Source organism: Hamadaea flava (assembly GCF_024172085.1).
Lineage (GTDB): Bacteria > Actinomycetota > Actinomycetes > Mycobacteriales > Micromonosporaceae > Hamadaea > Hamadaea flava.
The window spans coordinates 8,292,706-8,307,371 of the sequence record NZ_JAMZDZ010000001.1; the positions used below are offsets into that span (position 1 = coordinate 8,292,706).

Sequence of the window (14,666 nt, forward strand, 5' to 3'; positions counted from 1 at the left end):
GTTCAGAGGCAGACGTCCACGCCGAGCGTCCCCGCGGTCACCCGCTTGCGGAACGTCTGCGAATCCTGAGCTTTCAGGTCGAAGCCGAGCACCCGCCCGCTGACGGAGCTGCCGGTGACCTGAATCCCGTCCGGGTCGCCGGCCAGCCCGCCGACGGTACGCACCGCCGCCGCCCGCCCCTCCCGATTCGCCGCCGCGGCGCGCTCGTCGGCGAACGTCATTCCCGCGTACGCCGTGGTCGCCGATGTCACCGCGATGAGCTGCGCCTGCGGGGCGGTGAACGGGCCGCTGAACAGCCCGCGTACCGCTTGCATCTGCTCGGGAGTGGCGCGGCCCTTGCTCACCAGGCGGTCGAGTTTTCTGCAGGCGGCGGAGCCGACGGACATCGCGGCGGTGAGCACGGGGCGGGCGGCGACCGCGGACAGGAGCGGCTTCAGCGCGTCCAGCCGGCCGAGCGGGTGCGGCGGGGCCGCGAGGACGGAACGGACCGTGGTCGCGTCCGGGCCCGCGACGAGCAGCCGCCGGTCGAGGTCGACCCCGATGGTCCGCGCCGGAATCGTCCACATGTGACGTTGGTCCATGGTTCCGGTGTAGACGGCGCCGTCGGCGTGATAGCCCAGCCCGGTGAGCTTGCCCGGGAGCGCGGCCAGATCGGCTTCGGCGTAGTGCAGGATCGCCGTCGTGGCCGTGCCCGGCTGCCACAGGTCCAGCTCCCAGTCGGCGTCGATCGACCGGATGCCGAGATCACGTCGCAGCGCGTCGTCGTCACGGAGCAGCGCAGCGGCGAAGGCTCCCGAGTCCTTGTGCCCCAGCGCGTCCCAGTCGGTGAACAGGGCGTTCGCGTCGGCCAGCTCGGGGACGACGTCCAGCGCGGCGGCCAGCGTCGAGTCGGGCCGGCTGCCGGCCGTCGTCGAGCCGGGGGAGCAGGCACCGGCAGCGAGTGCGATGCCGACAGCGACGGCTTGGAAGAGGCGTACGGAAGCCACGCTGGGACCCTAGTCGATGCGACAATGCCACGGTGCATCCGCTGAAGCTGGTCGAGACGACCCCCGGTAAGTACTCGCTGCTGCTCAACGCGGGATCGACCGCGGTGGACGAGCTGATCGAGGAACTCGGCCACGAACCCAACGGCTACTTCTGGGAAGGCGTCGCACAGCTCGTCGTGCGAAACGACGCGCCCGACCTGGCGGGGCGGCTCGCGTACGACCCGGAAGGCGGCATGTTCTGCGCCTACGGCACGGACCGGGCCGCGCTGGAACACCTCGGCGCGCGGATGAGCGCGCTGGCGAACGATCCCGACAGCATGCGTGAGCTGGTCGCGCGGGGCGAGGAAAGCGGGTTCGAGTTCGACGATTGAGGATAGGTTGAGGCCATGGCTATCTATCCGGATCTGGCGGGCAAGACGGTCGTGGTCACCGGCGGTTCGCGTGGCATCGGCGCGCAGACCGCGCGGGCGTTCGCCGAACAGGGCGCGCGGGTCGCGGTGATCGGCCGCGACCAGGCCGCGCTGGACGAGGTCGCGTCCACATTGCCCGCCGGGCTCGCGCTCCGCGCGGATGTCACGGACTTCGCCCAGATCGATCAGGCGATGGTACGCATAGAGCAGGAACTGGGTCCCGTCGAGGTGCTCGCGGCATTCGCGGGTGGGCAGGGCGCTCCGGCGCCGAGCTGGCAGCTGGACCCGGCCCGGTGGCGTGAGGTGCTCGAGTCCGACCTGACGTCGACGTTCCTGACGGTCCGGGCGTTCCTGCCCGGCATGGTCGACCGGGGCCGGGGCGCGATCGTCACGATGTCCTCGGCGGCGGGCCGTCAGCCGAGCCGGGCCAACGTCGCGTACGCGGCCGCCAACGCCGGGGTGGTGATGCTGACCCGGCAGCTGGCCGACGAGGTCGGGCCGCACGGCGTACGCGTGAACTGCATCGCGCCGTCGTCGATCCGCACCGAACGCGTCGAGCGGATGATGCCGCCGGAGATGGCCGAGCGCATCGCCGAGGCGCATCCGCTGCGCCGCATGGGCACCCCCGACGACGTCGCCTCGGCCGCCGTGTTCCTGGCATCGGACGCGTCCGGCTGGATCACCGGAGTGACCGTCGACGTGGCAGGCGGCAAGATCACCAACTGAGGCCGCCACGCGTCGTTCTCGGGCTGGATCAGGGTTTCAGGTCGAATCTTGGGCTGACTGCACTCCTGGCGGCTCGCCCGAGAGGCTCCCCGGCGAGATTCGACCTGAAACCCTGATCCAGTGGCACTTTCAGGCCGCCAGTTCGGTACGCGTCCAGCGGGGAGACTCGGCGTCGATCGGATGGACCGGGCCGACCAGCTCGGTGCGTACCTGGGTCTGCCGGTCGGCGCTGGTGCCCACCCACAGGTCGACCGCGCCGGGTTCGACGACGCGCCGGTAGGACCGGTCGGTGAAGGCCAGCCGGGTGGTCGGCACGACGAACCGGATCGTCTTCGACTGCCCCGGCCGCAGGTGTACGCGCTGGTAGCCGAGCAGCTGCGCGACCGGGCGGGTGACCGAGCCGGCGAGATCGCGGCCGTACAACTGAACCACGTCGTCGCCCGGGATCGATCCAGTGTTGGTCACGCGGACGACGACCGGCAGGTAGCCGTCGGTCGGCACCTGTTCCGGCGCGCTCAGCTCGTCGTATGCGTACGTCGTGTACGACAGACCGAACCCGAACGGCGCGGCCGGGGTCGACGACAGGTTGGTGACCTCGTCGCCTTCACCCAGCGCCACGTGCAGATAGGAGTAGGGCTGCGCGCCGGCCGAGCGAGGGATGCTGACCGGCAGTCGGCCGGACGGGTTGACGGTTCCGGCCAGGACCCCCGCGACCGCGGCGGAGCCTTCCTCTCCAGGGAAGAACGCCTGGACGACCGCGGCGCACCGTTGCATCGCCCAGTCCACGGCGTACGGGCGGCCGGTGATCAGCACCAGGACCGTCGGGGTGCCGGTGGCGAGCACCGCCTCGACGAGTTCCCGCTGGACGCCGGGCAACTCCAGATCGTCGCGATCGCAGCCTTCGCCGACGGTGCCACGCCCGAACAGTCCGGCGTGGTCGCCCATGACGAGCACCGCCACGTCGGCGCTGGTGGCCGCGGCGACGGCCGCCTCGAAACCGGAGCGGTCGTCATCGTCGACCGCGCAGGCGGGGGTGTAGGTCACCTGAGCGAACTCGTCGCGCAGGGCGTCGAGCACCGTCGGGGCCTCGATGCCGGGGTCGATCCCCGGGTGCTGTGGCAGCACGTGGTTGACGAACGAGTAGCAGCCGAACAACGCACCCATCCGATCGGCGTTCGGCCCCATGACCGCGAGCCGGCGTCCGGCCGGCAGCGGCAGCGTACCGTCGTTGTGCAGCAGCACCACCGACTCCTCGGCGAGCTTGCGGGCCAGCGCGCGATGCCGGGGAGAGTCGAGGTCCACACCGGTCGGCGGCTCCTCCTCGAACTTCGCGTCCAGCAGCCCCAGGTCCAGCTTCTCTTGCAGAACCCGCAGCACCGCCCGGTCGACGTACGCCTCGTCGATCCGCCCGGCGCGCACCGCTTCGGCCAGCGGTGCGGCGTACGCGTCGCCGGTGGGCAACTCGATGTCGACCCCGGCGGTCAACGCCTGGACGGCGGCCTCCCCGAGGTCGGCCGCGATGTGATGCAGCAGCTGCAGGAACGCGACGCCGAAGTAGTCGGAGACGAGGGTTCCGTCGAAGCCCCACTGCTCGCGCAGCGTACCGGTGAGCAGGGTGGGGTCGGCGGCGACCGGGACTCCGTCGATCTCGGCGTACGAGTGCATGATCGAACGGGCCTTGCCGTCGAGCACGGCCATCTCGAACGGCGGCAGCAGCACGTCGGCGACCTCGCGGGGGCCCGCGTGGACGGGGGCGAAGTTGCGCCCGGCCCGCGAGTTGGAGTAGCCGACGAAGTGTTTGAGCGTCGCGTGCACGCCCTGCGATTGCAGCCCCTGCACGTAGGAGGTGCCGACGGTGCCGACGAGGTACGGGTCCTCAGCGATGCACTCGTCGACGCGTCCCCATCGGGGATCGCGGATCACGTCGAGCACCGGCGCCAGCCCCTGATGTACGCCCAGCGCCCGCATCGACTCGCCGATGGCGGCCGCCATCTCCTCGACGAGGCCGGGATTGAAGGAGGCGCCCCAGGCGAGGGGAGTGGGGAAGGTGGCCGCCTTCCAGACCGACAGCCCGGTCAGGCACTCCTCGTGCACGATCGCCGGGATGCCGAGCCGGGTGTTGGTGACCAGGCCCCGCTGGAACTCCCACAGCCAGCGCGCCCGTTCGTCGGCGTCGACCGGCTTGGTCCCGTACGCCCGCGTGAGGTGGCCCAGCCCGTGTCGGCTGAAGTTGGCCAGGGTGGGCGGCTCGCCGAAGTCGCCTTGCAGCGGCGCGACCGCGTCGCCGTCGTCCTTCTCCCAGAAGCCGACGATCTGGGCCAGCTTCTCCTCGAGGGTCATCTGGGCGAGGAGGCTGAGGATCCGTTGCCGCGGTTGCGGGCTGGTGTCGGCCAAGGCCGGGACCTCGGTCATGATGTGCTCCTTCGTACCTTGTGGCGCAGGAACCGGGTGGTGCGGGAACGGTGCGGCACTAGCCCTTCACCGCACCCTGGAGCCCGCCGACGATCTGCCGTTCGGCGAGGCTGAAGAAGAGCAGCGCCGGCATCATCGCCAGCGACGTGAACGCGAGGATTCCGGCGGTGTCCTGGCTGTGCTCGGCCGAGAAGTTCTGTACGCCCAACGGCAGGGTGTGCAGCCCTTCGTTCTGGAGGACGAGCAGCGGCAGCAGGAAGGAGTTCCAGCTGGCCACGAAGGCGAGGACGGCGACGGTGACGAGCGCCGGCCGGGACAGCGGCAGCAGGATCCGCCAGAAGAAGCCGAGCCGGTCGGCGCCGTCGATCGAGGCGGCGTCTTCGAGTTCGGCGGGGAACGCGGCCAGGAAGGGGCGCAGGATCACGATGGTGATCGGCAGCTGGAAGGCCACCTGCGGGATGATCACACCGAGATAGGTGTTGGCCAGGTCGAGGTCGCGTAGCAGCAGGTAGAGCGGCAGAATCCCGGCCGCCGCCGGGAACAGCAGCCCGACGGTGAAGTAGGTGTAGAGCGCCTCGCGCCCGCGAAACTGGTACCGCGAGAGCACGAAGGCCGCGCAGACTCCCATCACCACCACGCCGAGGGTGGTGCCGATGGCGATGAGCGTGCTGTTGAACAGTTCCGACCAGAATTTCGACTGCGTGATGACGTTGGCGTAGGTGTGCCAGATCCACGGGTCCGGCAGCCCGGCCGGGTCGGCCGCCAATTGGCCGGTGGTGCGGAAGCCGCCGAGGATCACGTAGATCACCGGCGCGAACGACACCGCGGCGACCGCCAGAGCGAGCACGTAGGTGAGCGGATTGCCCCAGGAGAACGGCCGTCGTTGGCGCGGCTGCGGCAGGGTGGTGGCGACCATCGACCGTCTCACCCCTTCCTGGTGGTCAGGGCGCCCTCGATGTCGCGCCGGAGCACGAATCGCTGGAACACCACGGCGGCGATGAACGAGATGACGAACAGGATCACCGCGACGGCGTTGCCGTAGCCCCATTCGCGCTGGTTGAAGCCGTGATCCACCATGTAGGTCGCCATGGTGTTGGACGCGCCGAGGGAGCGGACCGCCGGTGACGACGCGACCCAGATGACGTCGAAGACCTGCAGCGAGCCGATGATCGACAGGAACATCCAGATGCGGATCGTCGAGCCGAGCATGGGCAGGGTGACGTGCCGCTGCGTCTGCCACCAGCTCGCGCCGTCGATCGCCGCCGCCTCGGTCAGCTCCGGTGGGACGTTCGCCAGCCCGGCCAGGAACAGGATGAGGGCGAATCCGGTGTACTTCCAGGTCAGGATGAACAGCATCGTCCAGATGACCACGGACGGATCAGCCAGCCATCCGGTGACGAGATCGCCGAGGCCGAGGTTCTTCAGGAGGGAGTCCGCGGTGCCGTCCCGCAGCAGGATCAGCTGCCACATGATGCCGACGGTGACTTCGGAGAGCACGTACGGGACGAAGACGAGCAGCCGGAAGACCGACCGACCGCGGAAGTTCCGGTTGAGCAGCAGCGCGATGCCCAGCGCCAGCGGCCCCTGGATCGCCAGCGACCCGACGAGGATGATGGCGTTGTTGCGCAGCGCGTCGAGGAAGATCGGATCCTTGAACGCGCCGTACTCGCCGAAGTAGTTGTCGAGCCCTTTGAACTCGGTGGGCCAGCCGTAGCCGCTCCACCGGTAGAGGCTGTAGTAGACGGCGAACGCCATCGGTGCCAGCACGAACACCGTGAAGACGATCACCGCCGGCCCGGTGAGACCGATGATCTCGTACCACTTGCGGCGGTTCCGGGCAGCGCGGCTGGTCCCATCGGGACGGGGCCTCGCCGGCCGCGCGTCAGCGCGACCGGCGAGGACCGGCGATCCGGTGGTCGTCACCGGGCTGTGGCCTTCTTCAACGCGTCGACGACACCCTGGGGCGTGCCCTTGTCCGCGAAGATGGCGATGATCGCGTCGTTCATCGCGGTGCCGGCCTTGGCGCCGAAGGCCGTGTCCAGCCAGAGTTGTACGCCCTCGGCCGACTGGGTGGCCTGCGCGATGGTCTGCATCACCGGGTCGCTCAGGCCGCTCTCGGCGCCCTTCGCGGTCGGGATGCCGGAGCCGGTGCCGGCGAAGCCCTTTTGCACATCGAGGCTCACGATGTACTTGAGGAACTCGACACACTCCGCCGGAGCCTTCTTCGAGCAGGAGAAGCCGTCGCCGCCGCCCATCATGGACTTCTGGCTGCCGCCCGCGCCGGCGACCGCCGGGAACGGGAACCAGCCGAGGAACTTCGGCTCCTTCTGGTCCGGCGTGAGGGTCTGCATGGTGCCGCCGTTCCAGTGGCCCATCAGCTCCATCGCCGCCTTGCCGTTGGCGAGCAGCCCGGCCGAGCTCGTCGCGCCGACCTGACCCGAGGTGGCCAGGAAGTCCTTCTGGAACGGCGTGGTCGCCAGGAACGTCTTCAGGTCCTCGCCGGCCTTGAGGAAGCACGGGTCGTCGAACTTGCCGTCGCTGGACGCGGCCGACAGGGCGGTCGCGGCGCACTCCCGGACGGCCAGGTTGTACCACCAGTGCGCGGCCGGCCACTTGTCACCGGCGCCGACCGCGATCGGCGTGATGTTGGCGGCCTTGAGCTTGGTGACGGCCGCGTTCAGCTCGTCCAGCGTGGTGGGCGGGGCCGAGATGCCCGCCTTGGTGAAGAGGTCCTTGTTGTACCAGAATCCCTCGATGCCGAACGAGAACGGCAGGCCGTACTGCTTGCCGTCGACCGACCAGATCTTGGTGGCCGCGCCGATGTTGCCGACTTCGGCCTTGGTCTCGGCGGTGATGTCCTTGAGATAGTCGGACTTCACCTGCTCGACCATCTCGCCGCCGCCCCAGGCCTGGAAGATCTCCGGCGGGCTGCTGCTGAGCAGCGCGGCCGGGATCCGGTTGCGCTGCAGTTCGTTGGTCTCGATCGCGGTGATCTTGATCGTTACGGTGGGGTGCAGCTTGTGGAAATCGTCGGCGACCTTCTGCCAGTACGTCTGCAACGGACCGGCTTGGTTCGCGTTGTGCCACCAGTTCAAGACCACGGGGTTCTTGTACAGCTCACCGCCGCCGGAGGGGGACTCGTCGTCGGCGCTGGAACACCCGCTGGCAGCCAGGCCCACCGTCGCGACCAGCGCGAAGATGACGCCCGAGCGGCGCTTGGTTCTCATGGGATCTCCCTAAAGGTCGTCCTGAGGCGCTCATGTGGGCAAGAGTTTTACAGTCCCGTAACGGACTGTCAATCGATGTCGATAACGTTTTCTCAACGGGCGCGGCCAACTATGATCCCTTGCGTGGAGATCCGCCAGCGCGTGAAGATGTCGGACGTCGCCCGAACGGCCGGCGTCTCGGTGGCAACCGTCTCGAAGGTCGTCAACGGACGCTGGGGCGTCTCGCAGTCGACCGTCGACCGGGTGCAGCAGGTCATCGAGATGCTGGGCTACGAGGCGAGCCTCGGTGCGCAAAGCCTGCGCAGCCATCGCACCCACGTCCTGGGCATCCTGGTGGCGGAGTTCGAACCGTTCTCCACCGAGCTGCTCAAGGGCGCGTCGGCCGCGGCCGACCAGACCGACTACGAGCTGCTGGCGTACGCCGCCGGGACGCGCGGGTCGAAGGTCGGCTGGGAACGGCGATCGCTCGCCCGGCTGTCCGGGACGCTCATCGACGGCGCCATCCTGGTCACGCCCACCGTCCTGGAAGCCAAGCAGGGCGTGCACGTCGTGGCCATCGACCCGCACACGGGGCCGTCCGGCATGCCGACGATCGACTCCGACAACTTCGCCGGAGCCCAGCTCGCGACCAACTACCTGCTCGACCTCGGCCACCGCCGGATCGGCTTCATCGGCGGCCGGCCCGATCTCGAATCCGCCCGGCTGCGGGAGGTCGGCTTCCGGCAAGCGATGGCGGCCGCCGGGGTCACTGTGGACGAGACGCTGGTCCGCGTCGGCGGCTACCGGACCGAGACGGCCGAAGGCCCCGCCCGGGAGCTGCTCAGCCAGGCGAACCGGCCGACGGCGGTGTTCGCCGCGAACGACCTGTCCGCGATCGCCACGGTGACCGCGGCCAACAGCCTCGGCCTGTCCGTCCCGGATGACCTGTCGGTCATCGGGTTCGACAACGTGCCCGAGTCCGCGATGGCCTCACCGCCGCTGACCACCATCAAGCAGCCGCTCCAGCAGATGGGGGCCGAGGCGTTGCGCCTGCTCGTGGACCTGATCGCGGGCGTCGAGCGCGACATTCACGTCCGGCTGCCCACCGAGCTGGTGGTCCGGGCGAGCTGCCGGCCGCTGGTCTGACGCGCTCGATCGCCACGAGAATCCGGCGAACGAGCGCGTGGCGGCCTGCCGCGTGGTACGCAGACCTCAGTACACGAGGAGGATGCGATGTCTGGATGGACGGCCGAAGAGCTGGACCGGATCGACCACACCGACGAGTTGGAGCTGGCGTCCCAGCGGAGGGACGGAACGCTGCGGGACCCGGTGACGATGTGGGTCGTCCGGGACGGCGACGATCTCTACGTGCGCTCGATGCACGGCCGCGCCGGGAAATGGTTCCGGGGCACGCAGGTCCGCGACGCCGGGCACATCCGCTCCGGCGGCGTCGACCGGGACGTCTCGTTCGTCGTGGACGACGGCAAGGCGCTCAACGACCGCATCGACAAGGCGTACACGTCGAAATATGGCCGGTATGGCGCGAACATCGTGGGGGGCGTGGTGAATCCGGACTCGCGGGCCGCGACCATCCGCCTGGTGCCTACGGCCTGAGCGACTCCAGCCAGCGGTTCAGCCGCGCGCCCTCGCGGGTCATGACCTCCGGGTCACGCAACGCGTTGGCCATCACGCTCATGCCCTGGTACGCCGAGACGAGGGTGAGCGCGTGGTCGGCCGCGTCGGGCACGCGCGCCTCGATGAGCTGCCTCTCGCACCAATCGAGTGACAGCCGCATCACCCGCCCGGCTTCGGCGTCGAGGTCGCCGTCGTCGCGCTTGCCGACGTCGGTGGCCAGTGAGCCGGTCGGGCAGCCGTAGCGGGCCGCGACGTCGCGCTGGCCGACCCAGGCGTCGACCAGCCCGTGGAGGCGGTCGATCGGATCGGGGCCCTGCTCCAGGACGGCGGTCAGCTCGGCGAGCGACTGCGCCTGCTCGGCCAGGGCCGCGTGGACCAGGTCGTCCTTGGTCTTGAAGTAGTAGTAGACGTTCCCCACCGGCACGTCGGCGGCCCGGGCGATGTCGGCGATCGTGGTGCGCTCGACCCCGCGCTGGTGCAGCACCTGCGCGGCAGCGGCGGACAAGCGGCGGCGTTTAGCAGACGATCGCGCCTGCGGCAGTTCTGAGTTAGCCATCTCACTTATCGTATCGCGCCGCCCGGCGGCGTTGATAGCGTCACCCTCAAGTGAGTCAGCCAACTAACTTAGGAGCACGCCATGATCGTCATCACCGGAGCCACCGGCAACGTCGGCCGCACCCTCGTCCGCCTGGTCTCCTCGTCCGGCCATGCCGTCACCGCCGTTTCGCGCGGCATCGAGCCTTCCGAAGTGCCGGCGGGCGTACGCGCGGTGGCGGCCGACCTGGCCGACCCGGCGAGCCTGCGGCCCGCCCTCGACGGCGCGGACGCACTGTTCCTCCTGGTCGCGGGGGACGATCCGGACGGCATCGTCGCCGAGGCCCGTGCGGCGGGCGTACACCGGATCGTGCTGCTCTCGTCGCAGGGCGCGGGCACCCGGCCGGACGCGTACGCCCACGCGGCGCGCTTCGAGGACGCGGTGACCGGATCGGGGCTCGACTGGACCGTCCTGCGTTCGGGCGGGCTCGCGTCCAACGCGTACGCCTGGGTGCAGCCGATCAAGACGGCCCGGGTCGCTCCCTCCCCGTTCGGCGACGTCGGCCTGCCCTTCATCGACCCGGACGACGTCGCCGCGACCGCTGCGGCCGTGCTGACCTCGGACGCACACAAAGGACAGACCTATGTGCTGACCGGACCGGCACTCACCACGCCCCGCCAACGGGCCGCTGCCATCGAGGCCGCGCTCGGCGAGCCGATCCGGTTCGTCGAACAGGCCCGCGACGAGGCGTACGCGCAGATGACGCAGTTCATGCCCGCGCCGGTGGCCGAAGGCACACTCGCCATCCTCGGTACGCCGACCGCCGAGGAGCAGCAGATCAGTCCCGACGTGGAGCGCATCCTCGGCCGCCCCGGTACGCCGTTCGCCGAATGGGCGCGCCGCAACGCACCGGCGTTCCGCTGAAGTTGCTGCGGTCCTGCCGTGATCAGGGTCATTTCCATGTCGCTATGGCGCGCTTGGCGACGCGAAAATGACCCTGATCATGAGGTTGCGCGCGGCTGCATCTGCTGGGCGGCGCGAAGGAAGCGGGTGCCCCAGTCGCGCAGATGGTCGGCGAACTCGGGCGGGCCGAGAATGTCGAAGTCCGCACCGACGTTGCCCAGTGCCTGGGTCGGCCAGTCGAGGCTGGTGGAGACCATGGTGAGGCGGCAGTGCCCGGCATTGACGGGCTCGATCGTGCCCCACTGGCCGACGATGCGGCGTACGTGGTCGGCGGAGGCGTGGACGTAGGCGGTGACGGTGTGCGGGGCCGGCGCGCCGGAGGCGGCGCGGACGAAGGCGGCTGGGTCGTCGGCGGGCAGCGGACGGGGGCGGAATCGGGCGCCGGTGCGATGAGGCTCGGCGAGCCGGTCGAGGCGGAAGCTGCGCCAGTCGTGGCGGGTCAGGTCGTAGGCGACCAGGTACCAGCGGCCGCCCAGGGCAACGACGCGATGGGGTTCGACCTCGCGGTCGGTGTCGGGCCCGCCTCGGGCGGTGTACCGGAAACGCAGTCGCTCCTCGTCCCGGCATGCCTGCGCGATGAGCGTCAGCACCTCGGCCGGCACGACCGGTCCGGACGAGCTGGGGGAGACCGTCATCGCACGCAGCGCGTTCACCCGCGTACGCAGTCGGGGCGGCAGCACTTGCACCACTTTGGTCAGCGCGCGTACGGCCGCCTCCTCGATGCCGGCGATCCCGCTCTGGGCGGCGTCGCCCATGCCGACTGCTAGGGCCACCGCTTCCTCGTCGTCGAGCAGCAGCGGCGGCAGGACCGCGCCGGGCGCGAGCTGGTAACCCCCGTCGGTGCCACGCGACGCCTGCACCGGGTAGCCGAGGTCGCGGAGCCGGTCGACGTCGCGGCGCAGGGTGCGCTCCGAGATGCCGAGGCGATCGGCCAGCTCGACGCCGGCCCAGTGGCGATGGGTCTGCAACAACGAGAGCAGGCGAAGCGTACGGGAGCTGGTGTTGGCCATGTCGCGATCTTGCCACGACTTCCGGTCAAAAACTGGCCGGAAGCCCGCTTAGGCTCGACAGCATGATCACTCGTGAGATTCAGCTGACCGCCCAGATCACCGGCTACCCCCAGCGCGGGGACTTCACGGTCGTGGAGACCGAACTCGGCGACGCCGAAGTCGTCGTGCGTACCGACTATCTCGGTCTGGCCGCTACCTACCTGGAACTCATGCGAGCCGACTGCCACCTGCCGATCCCGGGTTGGCAGCCCGGTCAGCGCGTCGGCGTGACCGCCATCGGCACCGTGCTGCGGTCGGACAGCTCGGCGCTGCAGCCCGGTGACCTGGTCCAGTCGATGAGCGGCTGGAGTACGCACTCGGCCGGCCCGGCCGCGTCCTACGTCAAGCTGGACCGGGACGCGTACGCCGAGCCGAGTTTCCACCTCGCCCAGGGCCCGACGGCCTACTACGGAATCGCGGACGTGGCCAAGGTCGGCCCGGACGACGTCGTGTTCGTCTCCGGCGCCGCCGGCGGCGTCGGCTCCCTCGCGGGCCAGATCGCGCGCAACCTCGGCGCGGCCAAGGTGATCGGGAGCGCCGGCAGCCGGTCCAAGGTCGACTATCTGGTGAGCGAGCTGGGCTTCGACGCCGCCTTCGACTACCACGAGGACCCGGTCGCGGCGCTACGGGAACTGGCTCCCGAAGGCATCACGGTCTTCTTCGACACCGTCGGCGGCGCGCTCTACGACGCGGCGTTGGAGGTCGCCCGCCCCGGTGCGCGGTTCGCGTTGTGCGGCTCGTTGTCCACGCAGCTGGGCGATGCGGCTGAGCGTTTTCCGGAGCCCGACCGCGCTGCCGCGCTGGCGAAGGAAATCGAGCTGATGCCCTTCTCCTGCTACCACACGCCGGATCAGATCGCGGCCTGGCACACCCACTTCCGCAGCTGGCTCGACCAGGGCTCCTTCACCTACCCGCAGACCACCGTGGAGGCAGACATCGACGGAGTGCCCGACGCGTTCCTGGCCCTGCTGCGCGGCGAATACCGCGGCAACGTCTCGGTACGCCTGCCATGACGCAGCTGTCCCACCGCGCTCTGAATCGGGCGTTGCTGCATCGCCAGCACCTGCTGGACCGTACCGGTCAGCCTGCGCTCGACGTGATCCGGCGACTGGTCGCGCTCCAGGCCCAGGAATCGAACTGGCCCTACGTCGGCCTGTGGAGCCGGATCGACGGGTTCGTCCCGGCCGATCTGACCACGCTGCTGGCCGACCGGCAGGTGGTCCGATCGGGCCTGTTGCGCAGCACCCAGCACCTCGCCGCAGCCGACGACTTCCGTCGGCTGCGGCCCCTCGTGCAACCGGTGCTCGACCGCACTGCCGGCTCGGCCTACTTCCGGCGTAATCGGAACGGCCTGACCACCGACGTCCTGGTGACCGACGGACATGCCCTGATAGGCACCGGGACCGTCGCGCGTCGAGAACTCGCCCGGCAGCTCGCGACCCGGCACCCCGGCTGCGACGGCCGGATCCTGGCCGGCGAATACGAGCTTCGCGTACCGCTGGTCCACGATCTGGCGACCGCGGCCTGGGGCAGCTGGGCCAGCCGGACCTCCATCGCCGTGACGGCCTTCCCAACCGGTGACGCCCTGCCGATGCCAGAGCTGATCCGGCGTTACCTGGCCGCCTTCGGCCCGGCGACCGCCGCCGACGTCCAAGCCTGGAGCGGGCTGACCCGGCTGGGCGAGGCCATCGCGGGGATGGCCGACCTGCGCCGGCACACCGGACCCGACGGTCAGACCCTGTACGACCTGGCCGACGCCGAGCTGCCGGACGCGGACACGCCTGCACCGGTGCGGCTCCTGCCCGCGTACGACAACCTGTTGCTCGGCCATGCCGACCGGACCCGGGTCATCAGCGACGCCGATCGCCGGCATGTCATGCCAGGGCAGGCCCGAGTACGCCCGACCGTCCTAGCCGACGGCTTCGTCTGCGGAACCTGGGCCTTCACCGATGGAGCCATCCGGCTCGACCTCTTCCGGCCGCTCACCGCATCCGAACGGCATGCCCTCGACGAGGAGATCGAGGGGCTGCTGTCCTTTCTGACCCGAGCCGACGCCATCGCCTGATGCGAGCCTCTCGTCCGCCGATATCGGTTGCCGGGCACTGTTTCGGGCGCCTATCTTCCGTTGTCGTGGAGGAGGCCTTCGGAAGATTCGTCAACGTCGTCGACGTCGAGGCGACCTGCTGGGCCGACCGGCCGCCGGCCGGGGAGTCGAGCGAGATCATCGAGATCGGCGTCTGCGTCGTCGATACCACGGAGTGGCGGCGTACGGAGCGCTTTCGCATTCTCGTGCGTCCCCGCCGATCCCGGGTCAGCTCGTTCTGCACCGAGCTGACCGGGCTCACCCAGTCCGAGGTGGACGGCGGCCTCGACTTCTCGGCGGCGTGCGCCCAGCTCGCCGGCGACCTGCGGGGCCGCTTCCGCACCTGGGCCAGCTGGGGCGAATACGACCGCCGTCAGTTCGAGCGTCAATGCGGTCCGGGCGGGGCCGCGTACCCGTTCGGCAGTCGCCACATCAACATCAAGCAACACTTCGCCGACGCCTTCGGGCTACGGCGCGGGATCGGCATGAGCCAGGCGCTCGCCCAGGCCGGCCTGCCGCTGGAGGGCCGCCATCACCGGGGCGACGACGACGCCTGGAACATCGGCGCGCTGGTGCTGGAGCTGGCCCGCCTCGGCCACCCGATCACCACCCCACCGGTGCCCACGTCTTGATCATGGTCAATTCTGTGTTGCCATGGCAA

Annotated in this window: 15 protein-coding genes; 8 read left to right on the top strand and 7 right to left on the bottom strand. The window is 69.9% G+C overall.

The features are described from left to right. Window positions 1-2: 2 nt before the first annotated feature. Window positions 3-986, bottom strand: coding sequence for a hypothetical protein (locus tag HDA40_RS38675; protein ID WP_253763039.1), 984 nt, complete (start codon window positions 984-986; stop codon window positions 3-5). 32 nt (window positions 987-1,018) lie between these two features. On the opposite strand from HDA40_RS38675, the gene HDA40_RS38680 reads away from it, so the two are divergent. After that, on the top strand, window positions 1,019-1,357 hold the full coding sequence (locus HDA40_RS38680; RefSeq protein ID WP_253763040.1) for an Imm51 family immunity protein: 339 nt from the start codon (window positions 1,019-1,021) through the stop codon (window positions 1,355-1,357). A gap of 15 nt (window positions 1,358-1,372) precedes the next feature. Next, the gene (locus tag HDA40_RS38685; protein WP_253763041.1) at window positions 1,373-2,122 is read left to right on the top strand and encodes an SDR family NAD(P)-dependent oxidoreductase; all 750 of its coding nucleotides are present in this window, start codon (window positions 1,373-1,375) and stop codon (window positions 2,120-2,122) included. 129 nt (window positions 2,123-2,251) lie between these two features. Here the strand turns inward: HDA40_RS38685 and HDA40_RS38690 are convergent, their stop codons facing one another. The 4 genes from HDA40_RS38690 to HDA40_RS38705 are packed head-to-tail and all read right to left on the bottom strand — an operon-like array spanning window position 2,252 to window position 7,761. After that, window positions 2,252-4,534, bottom strand: coding sequence for a beta-xylosidase/alpha-l-arabinosidase (locus tag HDA40_RS38690; RefSeq protein WP_253763042.1), 2,283 nt, complete (start codon window positions 4,532-4,534; stop codon window positions 2,252-2,254). A gap of 58 nt (window positions 4,535-4,592) precedes the next feature. After that, entirely contained in the window at window positions 4,593-5,450 is an 858-nt protein-coding gene (locus HDA40_RS38695; protein ID WP_253763043.1) for a carbohydrate ABC transporter permease, read from the bottom strand. 8 nt (window positions 5,451-5,458) lie between these two features. Continuing rightward, window positions 5,459-6,457 (bottom strand): carbohydrate ABC transporter permease, encoded by a 999-nt coding sequence (locus tag HDA40_RS38700; protein ID WP_253763044.1) that lies wholly within the window; start codon window positions 6,455-6,457, stop codon window positions 5,459-5,461. Further along, the gene (locus HDA40_RS38705) at window positions 6,454-7,761 is read right to left on the bottom strand and encodes an ABC transporter substrate-binding protein (protein WP_253763045.1); all 1,308 of its coding nucleotides are present in this window, start codon (window positions 7,759-7,761) and stop codon (window positions 6,454-6,456) included. The genes HDA40_RS38700 and HDA40_RS38705 overlap by 4 nt, the downstream gene beginning before the upstream one ends. 123 nt (window positions 7,762-7,884) lie before the next feature. Here HDA40_RS38705 and HDA40_RS38710 point away from each other — a divergent pair, with 123 nt between their 5' ends. Together HDA40_RS38710 and HDA40_RS38715 are read left to right on the top strand one after the other, a co-directional pair. Next, window positions 7,885-8,886 carry a LacI family DNA-binding transcriptional regulator gene (locus HDA40_RS38710; protein WP_253763046.1) on the top strand — a complete coding sequence of 334 codons (1,002 nt, stop codon included), beginning with the start codon at window positions 7,885-7,887 and terminating at the stop codon, window positions 8,884-8,886. 87 nt (window positions 8,887-8,973) lie between these two features. Then, window positions 8,974-9,354: a DUF2255 family protein gene (locus tag HDA40_RS38715; protein WP_253763047.1), complete on the top strand. Its 381-nt coding sequence runs from the start codon at window positions 8,974-8,976 to the stop codon at window positions 9,352-9,354. Here the strand turns inward: HDA40_RS38715 and HDA40_RS38720 are convergent. Beyond that, entirely contained in the window at window positions 9,344-9,931 is a 588-nt protein-coding gene (locus HDA40_RS38720; protein WP_253763048.1) for a TetR/AcrR family transcriptional regulator, read from the bottom strand. The two genes, HDA40_RS38715 and HDA40_RS38720, sit on opposite strands and share 11 nt — an antisense overlap. 81 nt (window positions 9,932-10,012) lie before the next feature. Here HDA40_RS38720 and HDA40_RS38725 point away from each other — a divergent pair, with 81 nt between their 5' ends. Continuing rightward, complete coding sequence (locus HDA40_RS38725) at window positions 10,013-10,834, top strand: NAD(P)H-binding protein (RefSeq protein WP_253763049.1); 822 nt, start codon at window positions 10,013-10,015, stop codon at window positions 10,832-10,834. Window positions 10,835-10,911: 77 nt separating this feature from the next. Here the strand turns inward: HDA40_RS38725 and HDA40_RS38730 are convergent, their stop codons facing one another. Then, complete coding sequence (locus HDA40_RS38730; protein WP_253763050.1) at window positions 10,912-11,883, bottom strand: helix-turn-helix transcriptional regulator; 972 nt, start codon at window positions 11,881-11,883, stop codon at window positions 10,912-10,914. A 62-nt stretch (window positions 11,884-11,945) separates the two neighbouring features. On the opposite strand from HDA40_RS38730, the gene HDA40_RS38735 reads away from it, so the two are divergent. The 3 genes from HDA40_RS38735 (at window position 11,946) to HDA40_RS38745 (ending at window position 14,637) form a co-directional block, all read left to right on the top strand. Beyond that, entirely contained in the window at window positions 11,946-12,935 is a 990-nt protein-coding gene (locus HDA40_RS38735; RefSeq protein WP_253763051.1) for an MDR family NADP-dependent oxidoreductase, read from the top strand. Further along, entirely contained in the window at window positions 12,932-13,987 is a 1,056-nt protein-coding gene (locus HDA40_RS38740) for a winged helix DNA-binding domain-containing protein (protein WP_253763052.1), read from the top strand. The genes HDA40_RS38735 and HDA40_RS38740 overlap by 4 nt, the downstream gene beginning before the upstream one ends. A gap of 65 nt (window positions 13,988-14,052) precedes the next feature. Further along, a complete protein-coding gene (locus HDA40_RS38745; RefSeq protein WP_253763053.1) occupies window positions 14,053-14,637 on the top strand; it encodes a 3'-5' exonuclease in 585 nt (194 codons plus the stop codon). The last annotated feature ends 29 nt before the right edge of the window (window positions 14,638-14,666 follow it).